The 14,830-nt window shown below is 62.3% G+C and carries 9 protein-coding genes; 3 read left to right on the top strand and 6 right to left on the bottom strand.

Annotation, left to right across the window (positions count from 1 at the left end; genetic code table 11):
• The first annotated feature begins 38 nt into the window (after positions 1–38).
• Complete coding sequence (locus J1G33_RS00745; RefSeq protein ID WP_223017581.1) at positions 39–2,564, top strand: sulfite reductase flavoprotein subunit alpha; 2,526 nt, start codon at positions 39–41, stop codon at positions 2,562–2,564.
• A gap of 69 nt (positions 2,565–2,633) precedes the next feature.
• On the opposite strand, the gene J1G33_RS00740 is transcribed toward J1G33_RS00745, so the two are convergent.
• From J1G33_RS00740 to ptsP, 4 genes are all read right to left on the bottom strand, one after another.
• Complete coding sequence (locus tag J1G33_RS00740; RefSeq protein ID WP_223017580.1) at positions 2,634–4,175, bottom strand: alkaline phosphatase D family protein; 1,542 nt, start codon at positions 4,173–4,175, stop codon at positions 2,634–2,636.
• 131 nt (positions 4,176–4,306) lie between these two features.
• Entirely contained in the window at positions 4,307–6,025 is a 1,719-nt protein-coding gene (locus tag J1G33_RS00735; RefSeq protein WP_223017579.1) for a PTS fructose-like transporter subunit IIB, read from the bottom strand.
• A gap of 11 nt (positions 6,026–6,036) precedes the next feature.
• A complete protein-coding gene (pfkB, locus tag J1G33_RS00730) occupies positions 6,037–6,957 on the bottom strand; it encodes a 1-phosphofructokinase (RefSeq protein WP_223017578.1) in 921 nt (306 codons plus the stop codon).
• A complete protein-coding gene (ptsP, locus tag J1G33_RS00725; protein WP_223017577.1) occupies positions 6,958–9,816 on the bottom strand; it encodes a phosphoenolpyruvate--protein phosphotransferase in 2,859 nt (952 codons plus the stop codon).
• Between the two features lie 293 nt (positions 9,817–10,109).
• On the opposite strand from ptsP, the gene cra reads away from it, so the two are divergent.
• Positions 10,110–11,105 (top strand): catabolite repressor/activator, encoded by a 996-nt coding sequence (gene cra, locus J1G33_RS00720; RefSeq protein WP_032877829.1) that lies wholly within the window; start codon positions 10,110–10,112, stop codon positions 11,103–11,105.
• 2 nt (positions 11,106–11,107) lie between these two features.
• The gene (locus J1G33_RS00715; RefSeq protein ID WP_032877831.1) at positions 11,108–11,884 is read left to right on the top strand and encodes a TatD family hydrolase; all 777 of its coding nucleotides are present in this window, start codon (positions 11,108–11,110) and stop codon (positions 11,882–11,884) included.
• On the opposite strand, the gene J1G33_RS00710 is transcribed toward J1G33_RS00715, so the two are convergent.
• Positions 11,831–12,259, bottom strand: a complete 429-nt coding sequence (locus J1G33_RS00710) for a hypothetical protein (RefSeq protein ID WP_032877832.1) — start codon at positions 12,257–12,259, stop codon at positions 11,831–11,833. The genes J1G33_RS00715 and J1G33_RS00710 overlap by 54 nt on opposite strands.
• 125 nt (positions 12,260–12,384) lie before the next feature.
• Positions 12,385–14,415, bottom strand: coding sequence for a methyl-accepting chemotaxis protein (locus tag J1G33_RS00705; protein ID WP_223017576.1), 2,031 nt, complete (start codon positions 14,413–14,415; stop codon positions 12,385–12,387).
• Between the last annotated feature and the right edge of the window lie 415 nt (positions 14,416–14,830).

Below are 14,830 nucleotides of genomic sequence, written 5' to 3'. Positions count from 1 at the left end.
CCGTGACATCGATATCCAGATCAGCGAGGCGCTCCGACGTGTTGAAGAAAACCCTGTTTCAGTTGCACTGGTTCTTCGGCATCACTGCCGGGCTGGTGCTGGCCTTGATGGGGATCACCGGGGCTGCGTACTCGTTCCAGGATGAAATCCTGCGGGCCCTCAACCCCACAGTATTGAACGTACAGAAACGCGAAGCCGGCGTACTGCCGCCTGCCGAGCTGGTGCGCAAGCTGGAGGCCACCGAAGGCAAGAGCGTCGCGATGCTGTGGGTAGAAAGCGACAGTGGCAATGCCGGCCGGGTGTCCTTCACCCCGCCACCGGGGGAGCGTCGTGGCCAGATGCGCTACTTCGACCCGTACACCGGCGACTACCTGGGCGACGCCGTCGGCCAGGATGTATTCGGCTTTATCCTGCAACTGCACCGCTTCCTCGCCATCGGCGACACTGGGCGCAATATCACGGGCGCCTGCACCCTGATCCTGGTGTTTTTCTGCCTCTCTGGTTTGTACCTGCGCTGGCCGCGCCAGGTAAAAAGCTGGCGCGTGTGGCTGACCCTGGACTGGCGCAAAAAGGGCCGCAGCTTCAACTGGGATCTGCACTCGGTGTTCGGCACCTGGTGCCTGCTGTTTTATCTGCTGGCGGCACTGACCGGGCTGTATTGGTCCTACGACTGGTACAACCAGGGCGTGACCAAACTGCTCTCCGATGCGCCGCAGAACGAGCGGATGCGTAAACGCGGCCCGCCGCCCCCGGGCCCTGCCCCGGTGGCCAACTACGAGGCGATCTGGAGCAGCATCTACAGCAACGCCGGCCCCGACCTGAGTGCCTACAATATCCGTATGCCGGCCGTCGCCGGGCAACCGGCCACCGTGTACTACCTGCTCAAGGATTCACCCCATGACCGTGCGCTGAACCAGATCAACCTGGACCCGGCCACCGGTGAGGTCAAATCCCATGATCGCTATGCCAGCAAGAGCCTCAAGGCTCAACTGCTGACCAGCGTCTATGCGTTGCACACCGGCAGTTATTTCGGCCTGATCGGGCGCATCGTGCTCACCGTCAGCTCGCTGCTCATGCCCCTGTTTTTCATCACTGGCTGGCTGTTGTACCTCGACCGTCGTCGCAAGAAACGCCAGGTACGCGAAGCCCGCCAAGGTTTGAGTGCCCCTCACAGCGATGCGCCGGCCTGGCTGATCGGGTTTGCCAGCCAAAGCGGCTTTGCCGAACAGTTGGCCTGGCAGACTGCCGGGCAATTGCAGGCCGCCGGCGTTGCGGTCAAGGTGCAGCCCCTGGGCAGCGTCAGCCGCGACGACCTCAGCCAATCGCAACATGCGCTGTTTGTGGTCAGCACCTTCGGCGACGGCGAAGCCCCCGACAGCGCCCGTGGTTTCGAGCGCAGCGTGCTCGGCCAGGACCTGCCCCTCAAAGGCTTGAACTACTCGGTACTGGCCCTGGGTGATCGGCAGTATGAACACTTCTGTGGCTTCGCCCGGCGCCTGCATTTCTGGCTGACCAACCAGGGCGGTAACCCGCTGTTTGCCCCGGTGGAAGTCGACAGCGGCGACGCAGTGGCCTTGCACACCTGGCAACAGCAACTGGGCCAACTCACCGGTCACGCATCCGCGGCAGCCTGGCAGGCAGACCCGTACGAAAACTGGACGTTGAGCCAACGCCGCCTGCTCAACCCCGGCAGCGCGGGGGCCGATGTCTACCTGCTAGGTCTCACTCCACCCTCGCCTCAGAGCTGGCTCGCCGGTGACTTGGTGGAGGTCTTGCCGCGCAATTGTCCGTGGGCCGTGGAGCATTTCCTCGACGGCCTCGGCCTGGCCGGCAGTGACGGCGTGTTGATCGACGGCTTGGCACAAACGCTCGATCAAGCCCTGGCCAACCGTCAACTGCCGGACAACCGTGCACACCTGGTCGGCTTGCATGCCCAAGCCCTGGTGGACGCACTGGTGCCCCTGGGTATGCGCGAATATTCCATCGCCTCGATTGCCAGCGACGGCGTGCTGGAACTGATCGTGCGCCAGGAACGCCACCCCGACGGCAGCCTGGGCCTGGGCTCCGGCTGGCTGACCGAACACGCCCCCATCGGTTCGGGTATCAGCCTGCGCCTGCGCCGCAACAGTGCCTTCCACCTGCCGGACGCTCCCGTGCCGTTGATCCTGCTGGGCAACGGTACCGGCCTTGCGGGCCTGCGCAGCCTGCTCAAGGCGCGTATTGCCGATGGCCAGCAGCGTAACTGGTTGCTGTTTGGCGAGCGCAATATCGCCCACGATTACCTGTGCCAGGACGAACTGCAAGGCTGGCTGGCCAGTGGCGACTTGGCGCTGCTGGAGCTGGCGTTTTCGCGGGACCAGGAAGAGAAGATCTACGTACAGGATCGCCTGCGCGAATCGGCAGATGTGTTGCGCAAATGGCTGGCGGACGGCGCGGCGATTTATGTGTGCGGCAGTTTGCAAGGGATGGCGACGGGGGTGGATCAGGCGTTGGTGGATATCCTGGGCAGTGAGGCGGTGGAGCGCTTGATTGAACAGGGCCGCTATCGCCGGGATGTCTACTGACCCGTCAGGCAATGAAGATCAATTGTGGGAGGGGGCTTGCTCCCTCCCACAGTTTTAACTGCATTCCAATCAGGCAGGTTGCAGTTTTTGCTCAAACACCGAAACGCCATCGAGATCGCGCAAAATGACGGTCAACTCCCCTGTCTGCCCATCAATCTGCACTTCACCAAAAAACTGAAAGCCAGCAAACGGCGAGGTGTTTTGCGCAGGCGGCGCTTTCTCGAACACCACTTGCGGGCCAAAGGTTTTATCCAACGGATTCGGCCCGAAGCTGCCGGCATTCAGCGGCCCTGCCACAAACTCCCAAAACGGCTCGAAATCCTGAAACGCCGCCCGGTCCGGGTGGTAGTGGTGCGCCGCGCAGTAGTGCACATCGGCCGTCAGCCACACATGGTTGCGCACCTTCTGCGCACGCAGAAAGCCAAGCAGTTCGGCAATCTCCAGCTCACGCCCTTGCGCCGGGCCGGGGTCGCCATTGGCGATGGCTTCCCAACGCGCCACGCCGGGGCTGACTTCACCGTCGGGCACGCCCAGGCCAATCGGCATGTCGGCGGCGATCACCTTCCATTGCGCCTGCGACGCCTTGAGTTCGCGCTTGAGCCAGTCCAGTTGCTGGCGACCGAGGAAGGTTTTTTCGCCGCCCAGGTTGTCATCATTCGGCCCACGATAGCTGCGCATATCCAGCACAAACACGTCCAGCAGCGGCCCGTAACTGAGCTTGCGATAAATACGCCCGCCGCCGTCGGCACTCTGGCGGCGCATCGGTGAATATTCCAGCCAGGCCTGCCGCGCACGGCCGACCAGGGTATTGATGTCGCGGGTCTGGTAACGCTCATCCAGTTGCTTGCTGGAGGACCAGTTATTGATCACCTCATGATCGTCCCACTGCCAGATCTGCGGCACTTGGGCATTGAAGCGGCGCACGTTTTCATCCAGCAGGTTGTAGCGGTAATTGCCGCGATACTCATCGAGGGTTTCCGCCACTTTGCTCTTGGCCTCGGTGGTGATGTTGCGCCAGATACGTCCGCCTTCGGTGGTCAACTGCGCGGGCACCGGGCCGTCGGCGTAGATGGTGTCGCCGCTGTGGATAAAAAAGTCTGGCAGGCGCAGGCGCATGGCTTCGTAGATACGCATACCGCCAATCTCCGGGTTGATGCCGAAGCCTTGGCCAACGGTGTCGCCGCTCCATACAAAGCGGATATCGCGACGCTGTTGCGGCTCGCTGCGCAAGTGACCGAACCAGGGCTCGCTGGCGACACCGGTCTGGGCGTCTTCGAAGTGAACACGGTAGAAGATCGACTGATCGACCGGCAAACCGGTGAGCTCGACACGGGCAGTAAAGTCGCTGCGGCTGTCGGCCAGCGGGGAAACCAATCGGCGGGGGTTGCTGAACACACTGCGCGTATCCCACTCCACCACCATCTTCGCGGGGCGGTCGCTGCGGCTCCAGATCATCGCACGGTCGCCGAGCAGGTCGCCCGATTGCACGCCATCGGTGAGTTGCGGCCGGTCCTTCACCGAAGCGATCACCGCCGGGGCCAGGCCCGGCAACAACAGGCCGGCGCCCACGGCTTGCATCACGCGGCGGCGGCCGAGATCGAAGTGGCTCATGCAGGTGCCCTCTTGAGTATCAAAAGGGCCACTAAAGCATGATGGGATGAAACGAAGATGACACCGGCCTTACAAACAATGGAGATCCAAATGTGGGAGGGGGCTTGCTCCCTCCCACATTCTGAATCCCATCAGCCCCTGGCAGCAGTGACCGTCAGCTCCACGGCTTCCGGTCGCTTGAGCAGCGCATACACCAACCCCGTCAACACACTGCCCGCCACAATCGCCAGCAAGTACAACAACGCGTGGTTCATCGCATTCGGAATCACCAGCACAAACAACCCGCCATGGGGCGCGGCCAACTTGCAGCCGAAGTACATCGACAGCGCACCGGTCAGCGCGCCACCGGCGATGCTGGCCGGGATCACGCGCAGCGGGTCTTTGGCCGCGAACGGGATCGCGCCTTCGGAGATAAAGCACAGGCCCAGGATCATCGCGGCCTTGCCGGCTTCGCGTTCAGTCTGGGCGAACTTGCGCCGAGCCAATAACGTAGCGATGCCCATGCCAATCGGCGGCACCATGCCGGCAGCCATGGTCGCGGCCATCGGTGCGCCGCTCGACGCCGCCAGCAGGCCGACGGAAAACGCATACGCCGCCTTGTTGATCGGCCCGCCCAAATCCACGCACATCATGCCGCCGAGCAAAATGCCCAGCAGCACTGCGTTGGTAGTGCCCATGGTGCTGAGAAAATCGGTGAGACCCGTCAGCAAACGTGCGACCGGCGGGCCCACCAGGTAGATCATCACCAGGCCGGTGAACAGGCTGGCCAGCAACGGGATGATCAGGATCGGCTTGAGCGCCTCCAGGCTCTGGGGCAATTGCACCGCACGGCTGATCAGCTTGACGCAGTAACCCGCGACGAAACCGGCCAGGATGCCGCCGATAAACCCAGCCCCCAGCGTCCCCGCCAGCAAGCCGCCGATCATGCCCGGCGCCAGGCCAGGACGGTCGGCGATCGAGTAGGCGATGTAGCCCGCCAGCAGCGGTACCATCAGCAGGAATGCCTGGTCACCGACGCTTTTCAGCGCCGCTGCCAAGGTGCCTGGCTGTTCGAAAGCATGGATGCCGAACACAAATGACAAGGCGATCAACAAGCCCCCCGCCACCACCATCGGCAACATGTACGACACGCCAGTGAGCAGGTGCTTGTAGACCCCGGTTTTCTCCGACTTGGCCGGCGCGCCACTGCCGGCGTTTTCCACCGCGCCTTCAGCCAGGGCTTTGTTAAGGATGGCTTCGGATTGCTTGAGGGCGATGCCGGTGCCACAGCGGTAAATTTTCTTGCCGGCAAAACGCTCGGTGGCGACTTCAATATCCGCCGCCAGCAACACCACGTCGGCCTCGGCGATGGCTTGCGGGCTCAGCGGTGTGCGGGCGCCGACCGAGCCTTGGGTCTCGACCTGCAAGTCGTAGCCCAAGCGCTTGGCGGTCTGCTGCAAGGCTTCGGCGGCCATGAAGGTGTGGGCCACCCCGGTCGGGCACGCAGTAATCGCGACGATACGCGGCGCATTCTTCGCCGATACCGGGGCCTCACTGGCGACATACACCTGGGCCTCTTCAGCGCCCCGGCGCAATACGCCTTCGACATCTGCCAGCGCCTGGGCCGGTGTGGTTTGAAACACGCGTTTGCCGACAAAACGCTGCATATCCACCGGCGTGCTGCTGACCAGCAGTACCCACTCGGCATCATCGATCGTGGCTTGGGACAACTGACGTTCCGGGCGCTGCACATCAACGACCTCGACACTGGTGTGCAAGCCCATGCGCTGGGCGGCGGCGTCCAACAAGCGGGCGCACAGCACACTGGTGACCATGCCGTTGGGGCAGGCGGTAACAATGGCTAACTTCATCACAAACCCTCTTATTGTTCTGTCAGCGCGCGTACATCGACGCCGCTTTCCAGGCGCGCCAACTGCGCGTCATCGCTGATGCCAAAACCGATCTGCGTGACGGCCATCGCGGCAATCGCCGTGGCGCGGCGCAAAGTGTGCTCAGGCGTATCGCCACTGAGCAAACCGTGAAGCATCCCGGCCAGCAGCGAGTCGCCAGCGCCCACGGTACTGGCCACCGTCACCTTGGGTGGCGTGGCGTGTAGAGCCGCGCCTGGGCGGTACCAGGTCACGCCTGCGGCGCCGTCGGAGACCACCACATGCTCGACGCCTTGCTGATGCAATTGGCTGATGGCATCGGTGGCATTATCCAGGGCCTCTGCCAGCTCTTCGGTATTGGGTTTGACCAGCCACGGGCCAGCCTGCAAACCAGCGCGCAACGCTTCACCACTGGTGTCCAGGGCGACTTTCAAACCGAGGTCTTTCAACTGACCCAACAGTGCTTGAAACCACTGCGGGCTGACGCCGCGCGGCAAGCTACCGGCCACCACCACCGCATCGAATTGCGCACCCTTCTTCGCGATCATCTCAAGCAGCGCTGTTTGCGCCGCTTCACTCACCAGCGGCCCCGGCGCATTGATATCGGTGACACGTCCGTCCTGTTCGGCAATCTTGATATTGCTGCGGGTTTCGCCCGGCACGCGGACGAACGCATCGCCAAACCCGCGGCTGGCGATCAGCGCGTCGAAAGCCTGAGGGTTCGCGTCACCGAGAAACCCGCCAACGCTGACGTGGTGGCCCAGGTCGGCCAGCACCTGCGCCACATTCACGCCCTTGCCGGCCGCGTGGGTCAACATCGCCTCACTGCGATTGACTGCACCGGGCTCCAGGCGCGCCAGGCGCACCGTCAGGTCCAACGCCGGGTTCAGCGTCAGGGTCAGAATCTTCGCCATCTACACGGCCTCCACTAGGGCACGCACTTGCGCGGGCGAACCCACCGCCAGTGCTTGTTGCGCCAGGCCCTGGGCCTCGCTCAGACTGAATTCGCGCACCCGCGCCTTCACTTCAGGAATGCTGCGGGCCGACACGCTCAACTCATCCACCCCCAGGCCGACCAGCACCGGCACCGCCAGCGGGTCTGCCGCCAACTCACCGCACACGCCGACCCATTTGCCATGGGCATGGGCGGCGCGCACGGTGATGTCGATCAGTTGCAAGACCGCTGGGTGCAAGCCATCGGCCTGGGCCGACAGGGTCGGGTGGCCGCGGTCGATGGCCAGGGTGTACTGGGTCAGGTCGTTGGTGCCGACGCTGAAGAAGTCGACTTCCTTGGCCAGTACCGGCGCCAGCAAGGCGGCTGACGGCACTTCGATCATGATGCCCAGTTGCAAATCGGCGACCGGGATTTCCAGGCGCAGGCGCTCGGTCATGTCGCGGGCGGCGCGCCATTCATCCACGCTGCCGACCATGGGGAACATGATGCGCAGCGGCCGGTTATCCGCCGAGCGCAGCAGTGCCCGCAATTGCGCTTCCATGATCTGCGGGCGTTGCAAGGTCAGGCGAATGCCGCGCACGCCAAGAAAGGGGTTTTCTTCCTGGGCGATGGGCCAATAGGGCAAGGGCTTGTCGCCGCCTACATCGAGGGTGCGCACCACCAGCGGGCGACCGCCGAGCCCATCGAAAACGCGGCGGTACTCGGCTTCCTGGGTAGCCTCGTCCGGCGCCTGAGGGTGGGCCATGAAAATCAGTTCGGTGCGCAGCAGGCCAATGCCTTCGGCGCCCTGCTCCACCGCACTCGCCACACCGGCGCTTTCACCGATATTGGCGAACACTTCCACGGCGTGACCGTCACGGGTCAGCGCCGGCTCGTGGCGTTGAGCCGAGGCAGCTTGCAAGCGTTGTTCGCGGGTGTCGCGCTCCACGGTGGCGCGTTGCAGGGTGGCGGCGTCCGGGTCGACATGCAGGCGACCGCGCTGGCCGTCGAGCAGCAGTGGCGTACCGGCGCTCAGCAGCAGCACCGCAGCACCAGCACCGACCAAGGCGGGAATCCCCAGGGCGCGCGCGACGATGGCGCTGTGAGCGGTGGCACCACCGCGGGCAGTCAGAATGCCGGCTACGCGGGCCGGGTCCAGGCGCGCAACGTCCGAGGGGCCGACTTCATCCATCACCAGAATGTAGGGCTCGCTGGGTTCCTGGACGGTTTCGACGCCGCACAACTGCGCCAGCACGCGACGGCCGATGTCACGCAGGTCAGCGGCGCGCTCGGCCAGCAAGGCGTCCTGCAAGGCTTCCTGCTGCTTGGCGGCGGCTTCGATCACGCTCATCCACGCAGCTTCCGCGCTTTCGCCCTGCTTGAGGCGGGTATCGACTTCGTCGGTCAGTTCCGGGTCGTCGAGCATCTCCTGATGGGTAATGAAAATCTCGCGGATGGCCTTGGCCTGGCTACGCTCGATCAGGCCCTGGATATCCTTACGCACATCGCCCAGGGCGGTGTGCAGGCGCTGGCGTTCGATGGCGGCAGACTCACCGCGCAGGGGGTAATCGAACAGCTGTGGAATCTGGATATGCGCCGGGCCGATGGCGATGCCCGGCGCGGCGGCGATGGCCTGGATCTGGCTGCCGCTCGATGGCGCGCTGAGCACCGGCTCGATATCCACAGGAGCAGGCTGGGCGCTCAGGGTCGGCAATGGTTCGACCTCCTCGCCAAGGCCCTCCTCTACCGCGGCCAACAGTGCAGGCAGTGCATCGCCGGCAATCGTCGGCTCGGCGACAAACTCCAGCACCTGGCCACGACGCGCACCGAGGCTGAGCAACTTGCTCAAACTTTTGACCGATACCGCGCCCACCGGTCCATCAACGATGCGCACGCGGATATCGCCGTCAAAACTTTTCGCCAGTTGCGCAAGGATCTTGGCCGGACGGGCGTGCAGGCCGTGGGCGTTGGCCAGGCTGATGCGGGCGCTGGGCCAGTCCGGTGGCAATTCGCCGCCCAGCACTTCAAGCACCGCACGGCTGCTGGTGGCACGCCCCAATTCCTGGCCGCGCCCTTCAATCAACAGGGCACACAAGCGTTCAAGCAAGGTTTGGTGGGCTTCGCCCAGGCTCGCCAGGCAGAACAGGCCGTGCAGCGGCTGGCCGAGGTAGCGCATGGGTTTGTCCGGCGTGACAAACGCCAGGCCCGGACGCTTGACTGTCTGTTCACTGTGCAACCACCACAGGCCATCGCCCAGGGGCAACGCGTCGACCTGTTGCAACACCGCAGCAAAACCATTGCTCACGCAGTCGGCCTGGCGCAGCAGGCGCGCGCCCCTCCATACCAACTCTTCAAAATCATCGGCAGACACGCCCAGGCTGATCATCTGCGCATCCAGCGCCAGTTCCTGGGGCGCACCTTGCAACAGCTTCAACAACGCTTCGGCACTGCCGGCACGGCGCAACGCCTGGCCGAGGTCGGTTTCACCGAGGGCACGGGTCAGCAGTTGCAGCAAGCGCAGGTGTTCGTCGGATTTGGCGGCGATGCCAATCGCCAGGTAGACGATCTGGCCATCGCCCCAGTCCACCCCTTCGGGGAACTGCAGCAGGCGCACACCCGTGGTGAACACCTGGTCGCGGGTCTCTGGCGTACCGTGGGGAATGGCGATGCCCTGGCCGAGAAAGGTCGAACCCTGGGCCTCACGGGCTTGCAGGCCGCTCAGATAGCCCTCGGCAACCAGGCCATCGGCCACCAGTTTGTCAGCGAGCAGGTGCAAGGCAGCAGATTTATCCACAGCCACCTGGCCCATGGATATCTGCTCTACAGTGAGCTCAAGCATGCCGTTCTCCTAGTTAGTGCGATGTGCGCACTAGGTATTGTTTTGAATAAATCAGCGCGGGACGTTCAAAAATAACTGACTGAGTGGTCAATTGGCAGTAGCCACTCAGCGGCGAACATCGTAAAAATACGCTTGCTGAAACGTTTAATCTAGAATTTATGGCAGATTACGCGTTAATTGCGCAAGCTTGAAGCACCACTCGGCACCTGTCGTGGGACATTGGTCGTGGGCTGGAATCGGTTACGATTGGACAAAATGTCGGGGCACGCTCTAAAAAACAAGGAAATCCCGGTTTGAAACTCAGTGATATTGCACGTCTGGCCGGTGTGTCCGTGACCACCGCCAGCTATGTCATCAATGGCAAGGCCGAACAGCAGCGCATCAGCAACGCAACCGTTGAGCGTGTGCGTGCCGTGGTCCAGGCCCATGGTTTTACCCCCAACCCTCAAGCCGCCGGGCTGCGCAGCCGGCATACGCGCACCCTGGGGTTCATCCTGCCAGACCTGGAAAACCCCAGCTACGCACGCATTGCCAAACTGTTGGAGCAAGGCGCCCGGGCACGGGGCTATCAGTTGCTGATTGCCAGCTCCGATGACGAAGCCGACAGCGAACGCCAACTGCTGCAACTGTTCCGTGCGCGGCGTTGCGATGCGTTGTTCGTCGCCAGTTGCCTGCCGGCCAGCGATGACAGCTATCGAGACTTGCAAGCCAAGGGGTTGCCGGTGATTGCCATCGACCGGGTGATGGAGCCTGACCAGTTCTGCTCAGTGGTCAGCGATGATCACCAGGCCTGTCAGCAACTCACCAGCAGCCTGCTACAACCGCTGCCCAAGCAAATCGCGCTGATCGGCGCACGTCCCGAGCTGAGCATCAGCCAGGAACGTACTGCGGGTTTTCGTGAAGCGCTGCAAGACTTCACCGGCGAAGTGATCATCGAACAGGGCGAAGCCTTCAGCCGTGACTGTGGCCGACAGCTGATGGAGCAACTGCTGCAGCGCCTGGGGCATTTGCCTGACGCGCTGGTGACTACCTCCTACGTGCTGCTGCAAGGCGTGTTCGATGCGCTGCATGACTTCCCCCTCCGGTCGCGGCCGCTACGCCTGGGCACCTTTGGCGACACCCAACTGTTGGACTTCCTGCCGCTGCCAGTCAACGCCATGGCCCAGCAACATCAACTGATCGCCGAGACAGCTCTGCGCCTGGCCCTGGCGGCCATCGAAGAAGAACAGTACCAACCGGGTGTGCATGCGATTGGCCGCACGTTCAAGCAGCGCATTCACGAGGTCTGAACGTGGAGCTGATCGACACCCACACCCACCTGGACTTTGCGGACTTCGATCACGACCGCCCGCAAGTCCTCGCCCATAGCCGTGAACTCGGGGTACGGCGTCTGGTGGTACTGGGGGTGTATCAGAAAAACTGGCAGCGGCTGTGGGATCTGGTGCAGCAGGACGACGGTTTGTTCGCTGCCTTTGGTTTGCACCCGGTGTATCTCGATGAGCATCGCCCTGCCGACCTGCTGGAGCTGGGTGACTGGTTGACGCGCTTGCACGGCCATCGGCAACTCTGCGCCGTGGGCGAAATCGGTCTGGATTACTTCCTTGAGCACCTGGATCGCGAGCGCCAGCAAAGCCTGTTCGAAGCCCAGCTGAAACTCGCGGCGGATTTCCAACTCCCCGCCTTGCTGCATGTACGCCGCAGCCACGCCGTCGTGATTGCCACGCTCAAGCGCATCCGTCTACCGAGGGGCGGGATCATTCATGCGTTCGCCGGCAGCATTGAAGAGGCCCGCGAGTACATCAAACTGGGCTTCAAACTCGGTCTGGGCGGCGCCGCCACTTGGCCCCAGGCCCTGCGCATGCACAAGGTACTGGCACAATTGCCTCTTGAAGCCGTGGTACTGGAAACCGATTCGCCGGACATGGCCCCGGCCATGTATCCCAACCAGCGCAATTGCCCGCAACACCTGCCGGATATCTGCACCGCCCTGGCTGAGCGTATGGGCATCAGCCCTTTATTGCTGGGTGAGACGAGCACACGCAATGCGTGCGAGCTGTTCAACTGGTAGCGGGCTGATGACCTGCAAGTTCAAGGTCATCCTTTGCCGATAACGGGCGTAGCGCACGACCAGCAGATAAATCAACACCGCGACCAGCGAAATATTCAGCTGCCCGATCACGCTGAGCAGCCCCAACCACTCTGCGAACAACGCCATCAGCAAGGTCGCGCACGTCAGCATGATCATGCCGGGCCGCACCAGCGCCCACTGGTCCAGGGCGCGAAACTGACGCAACTGCTTGTGGCAGCACAACTGCAGGCCCGAGTGGCAGTACGCACAGTCAAACGGTACTTCCATGGCGATGGCGTTCAGTTGCCAAGGCTTGAGTTCAAACGTCATGTTGCACTGGGCACAATGCCCTTTGATGCCGATTGCAGCGGCCATCGTCGTATCCCCTCGTGACCGTGACTGATGAAACAAATTCTCACCCATTCACGTCGCGATAAAACACAGCCCGGCAAATCAGGACAAATGCCACGTGATTCATGGCCCAGTCCCACAGAAAGTTCTTACACCCGAAACGCACCAATCAATTGCTTCAGCTCAATGACCTGCGCCGACAACTGCCGGCTGGCCGCTTCGGTCTGTTGGGCGCCTTGTGCTGCATGTTCACCGGCGCGGTTGATTTGGACAATATTCTGGTCGATGTCGTGAGCGACCGCCGTTTGCTGCTCCACGGCAGCGGCGATCTGCTGGTTCTGGTCAACAATCATGCCTACGGCACCGAGGATATTTTCCAGGGCGTGCTGGACCTTTTCCGACTGCCCTACCGTGCCACTCGCCATTTCATGGCTACTGCCCATCGCCTTTACCGCTGCGCCGACGCCGCTGTGCAAGCGGCTGATCATTTGTTCAATTTCTCCGGTGGAATGCTGGGTACGCCGGGCCAGGGTGCGCACCTCATCGGCCACTACGGCAAAACCGCGTCCTTGCTCACCGGCACGCGCAGCTTCGATGGCCGCGTTGAGCGCCAGCAAATTGGTTTGCTCGGCGATGCTCTTGATCACCTCCAATACGCTGCTGATGGACTGGCTATCGGCCGCCAACTGATTGATCACCCGCACCGACTCATCGATCTCCAAAGCCAGGCGTGCGATGCCGCTTTGTTGAGATTGCACCAGCGCCCGTCCGCTGACGGTTTCATCATTGACACTCTGTGCACTGTTGACCGCCGCCGCCGCGCTGCGCGCCACCTCCTGTGCGGTGGCAGACATCTGGTTCATCGCCGTTGCCACTTGTTCGATCTGGCTGCGCTGGCCGGATACCGCCTGGTTACTCTGTGCCGAAATCGTCTGCACCTGGCTGGCCTGCAACTCGACCTGGCTGACCGTATGCCCGACGCGCTCAATCAGGTCGTGGATCTTGGCCACGGTGCCATTGAATACTTGGCCCAGGTCTCCCAGCTCGTCGCGGCTGTGGGCGACGAAAGTGACCGTCATGTCACCGGCCGCGACTTTGTCCATCATCGCCCCCAGGCTGCGCAAGGTAGTGCTAGTGGAGACAAAGAAACCTGCATACAAGTAGAAGATCAGCGCAAATACCGCCACCAGGGCCGCGACCAGCAACACCATGTGCAGGCGGTTTTGCGTCAGACGCTGCTCCAGTTGCTGGCCGATGAACGCTAAGGTGGCGTCATCGAGTTGATAGGTCTTGGCCATCAGTTGACTGACGCCGTCGTAAAAACCTTGCCAAGGTGTATCCAGGGTCTCGGCCATCACTACCTGTTCTTCGAACAACTCACTGCCTTGCTTGAGGCTGGCCTGGCTGGCTTGCGCCAAGCTATCGAGTGCTGCATGCGCGGCGTTGCTGGCGCCCAGCGCGTCCTGCAGCTTCAAGCCGTATTCGCCCTGGAGCTTTTCCACCTGCTGCAGTAACTCGTCAAAGCGCGTACTGGAGGAGGAATTGATAAAGCCCTGGCCCAGGGAATACGCGCCCATCGCGCGGCCCTCACCGAGTAGTTGGGTGACCTGTGGGGTGACCGCAGTGACCAGGTCGCTGAGTTGGCGCAGGTCACTCTGCGCATCACGGCTCAAGCCGGCTTGGCTGGCGATGATTTGGCTGAGCATCTGGGCCTGGTTGAGTAACTTGCCGATCAACGCCGCTTTGTTGAGCAACGAGGTTTCCTGTTGCTGCGCCTTGAACGCGGCGATCAGCTCGTCGCGCTTGTTTTCAAAAACCTCGACTTGCTCGGGCTGCGTCGCCATGGCGTGCAACCCCTGCAACCGCTCCAGCACACCTTGCTCCAGGGCAGTGATCTGCGCTTCAAGATCAGCCGCCTTGCCGGACTGCCCGAGAATGACGTTGATCTGCACCTGGTTGTTGAGCGTTTCCAACTCACGGCGCAATGCCAGGCTGCTGCCAAGCAGGTCGAGACTTTGCAGTTCGATACGGGTGCCCTGAAATTCGCGCCACGAGTCACGCACCAGGTAATAGTTGGTCGCCAGCATCGGCAGCAGGAACAGCACGCTGATCAGGCTGAACTTCATGCCGAAGCTCAGGCGGTTCATCAGCGCGACGGCAGGATAGAGCAAGCTCATCACAGGTGATCTCCCCTTCTTTTATTGTTATTGAGGCGCAGGGCGGCGGCAGATAGCCACTATTTGGCGCTCTGTCTGTATAGCTCAATTCGAAGGGAAGTTTTGTAACGTAAGGTTAACGGCAGATCCGGAGAGCACATGTAGGAGGGCTTGCCCCCGTAACCACGATGCGAAGCGAGCCGCTCTTGATCTTGATCTGCTTTTGATCTTGATCTTAAGCGCCCCGTCAAACCACGCTGGCCGGAATTCGACAGGGATTTGGGGGGTAAACCGGCAGGGATGCCGGTTTAGCCGCCCCGCGCCATGGATGGCGCGTGGCGGCGGCCCCCCAAATCACTGGCGGATTACGGGCACACCGAGCCTAAGCGAGGTGCCGAGTGGTGGGGCAAGAGCCCTTTGGTTACTTTGGGGCTCTTTT

This window comes from Pseudomonas sp. P867 (assembly GCF_019891455.1).
Lineage (GTDB): Bacteria > Pseudomonadota > Gammaproteobacteria > Pseudomonadales > Pseudomonadaceae > Aquipseudomonas > Aquipseudomonas synxantha_A.
The sequence above is the reverse complement of the archived record's forward strand: the minus strand, read 5'-3'. Positions and strand labels throughout refer to the sequence as shown.

Coding starts and splice junctions, on each gene's coding strand:
- J1G33_RS00740 (WP_223017580.1), bottom strand. CDS start 4,175: ATGAGCCACTTCGATCTCGGCCGCCGCCGCGTGATGCAAGCCGTGGGC.
- J1G33_RS00735 (WP_223017579.1), bottom strand. CDS start 6,025: ATGAAGTTAGCCATTGTTACCGCCTGCCCCAACGGCATGGTCACCAGT.
- pfkB (WP_223017578.1), bottom strand. CDS start 6,957: ATGGCGAAGATTCTGACCCTGACGCTGAACCCGGCGTTGGACCTGACG.
- ptsP (WP_223017577.1), bottom strand. CDS start 9,816: ATGCTTGAGCTCACTGTAGAGCAGATATCCATGGGCCAGGTGGCTGTG.
- J1G33_RS00710 (WP_032877832.1), bottom strand. CDS start 12,259: ATGGCCGCTGCAATCGGCATCAAAGGGCATTGTGCCCAGTGCAACATG.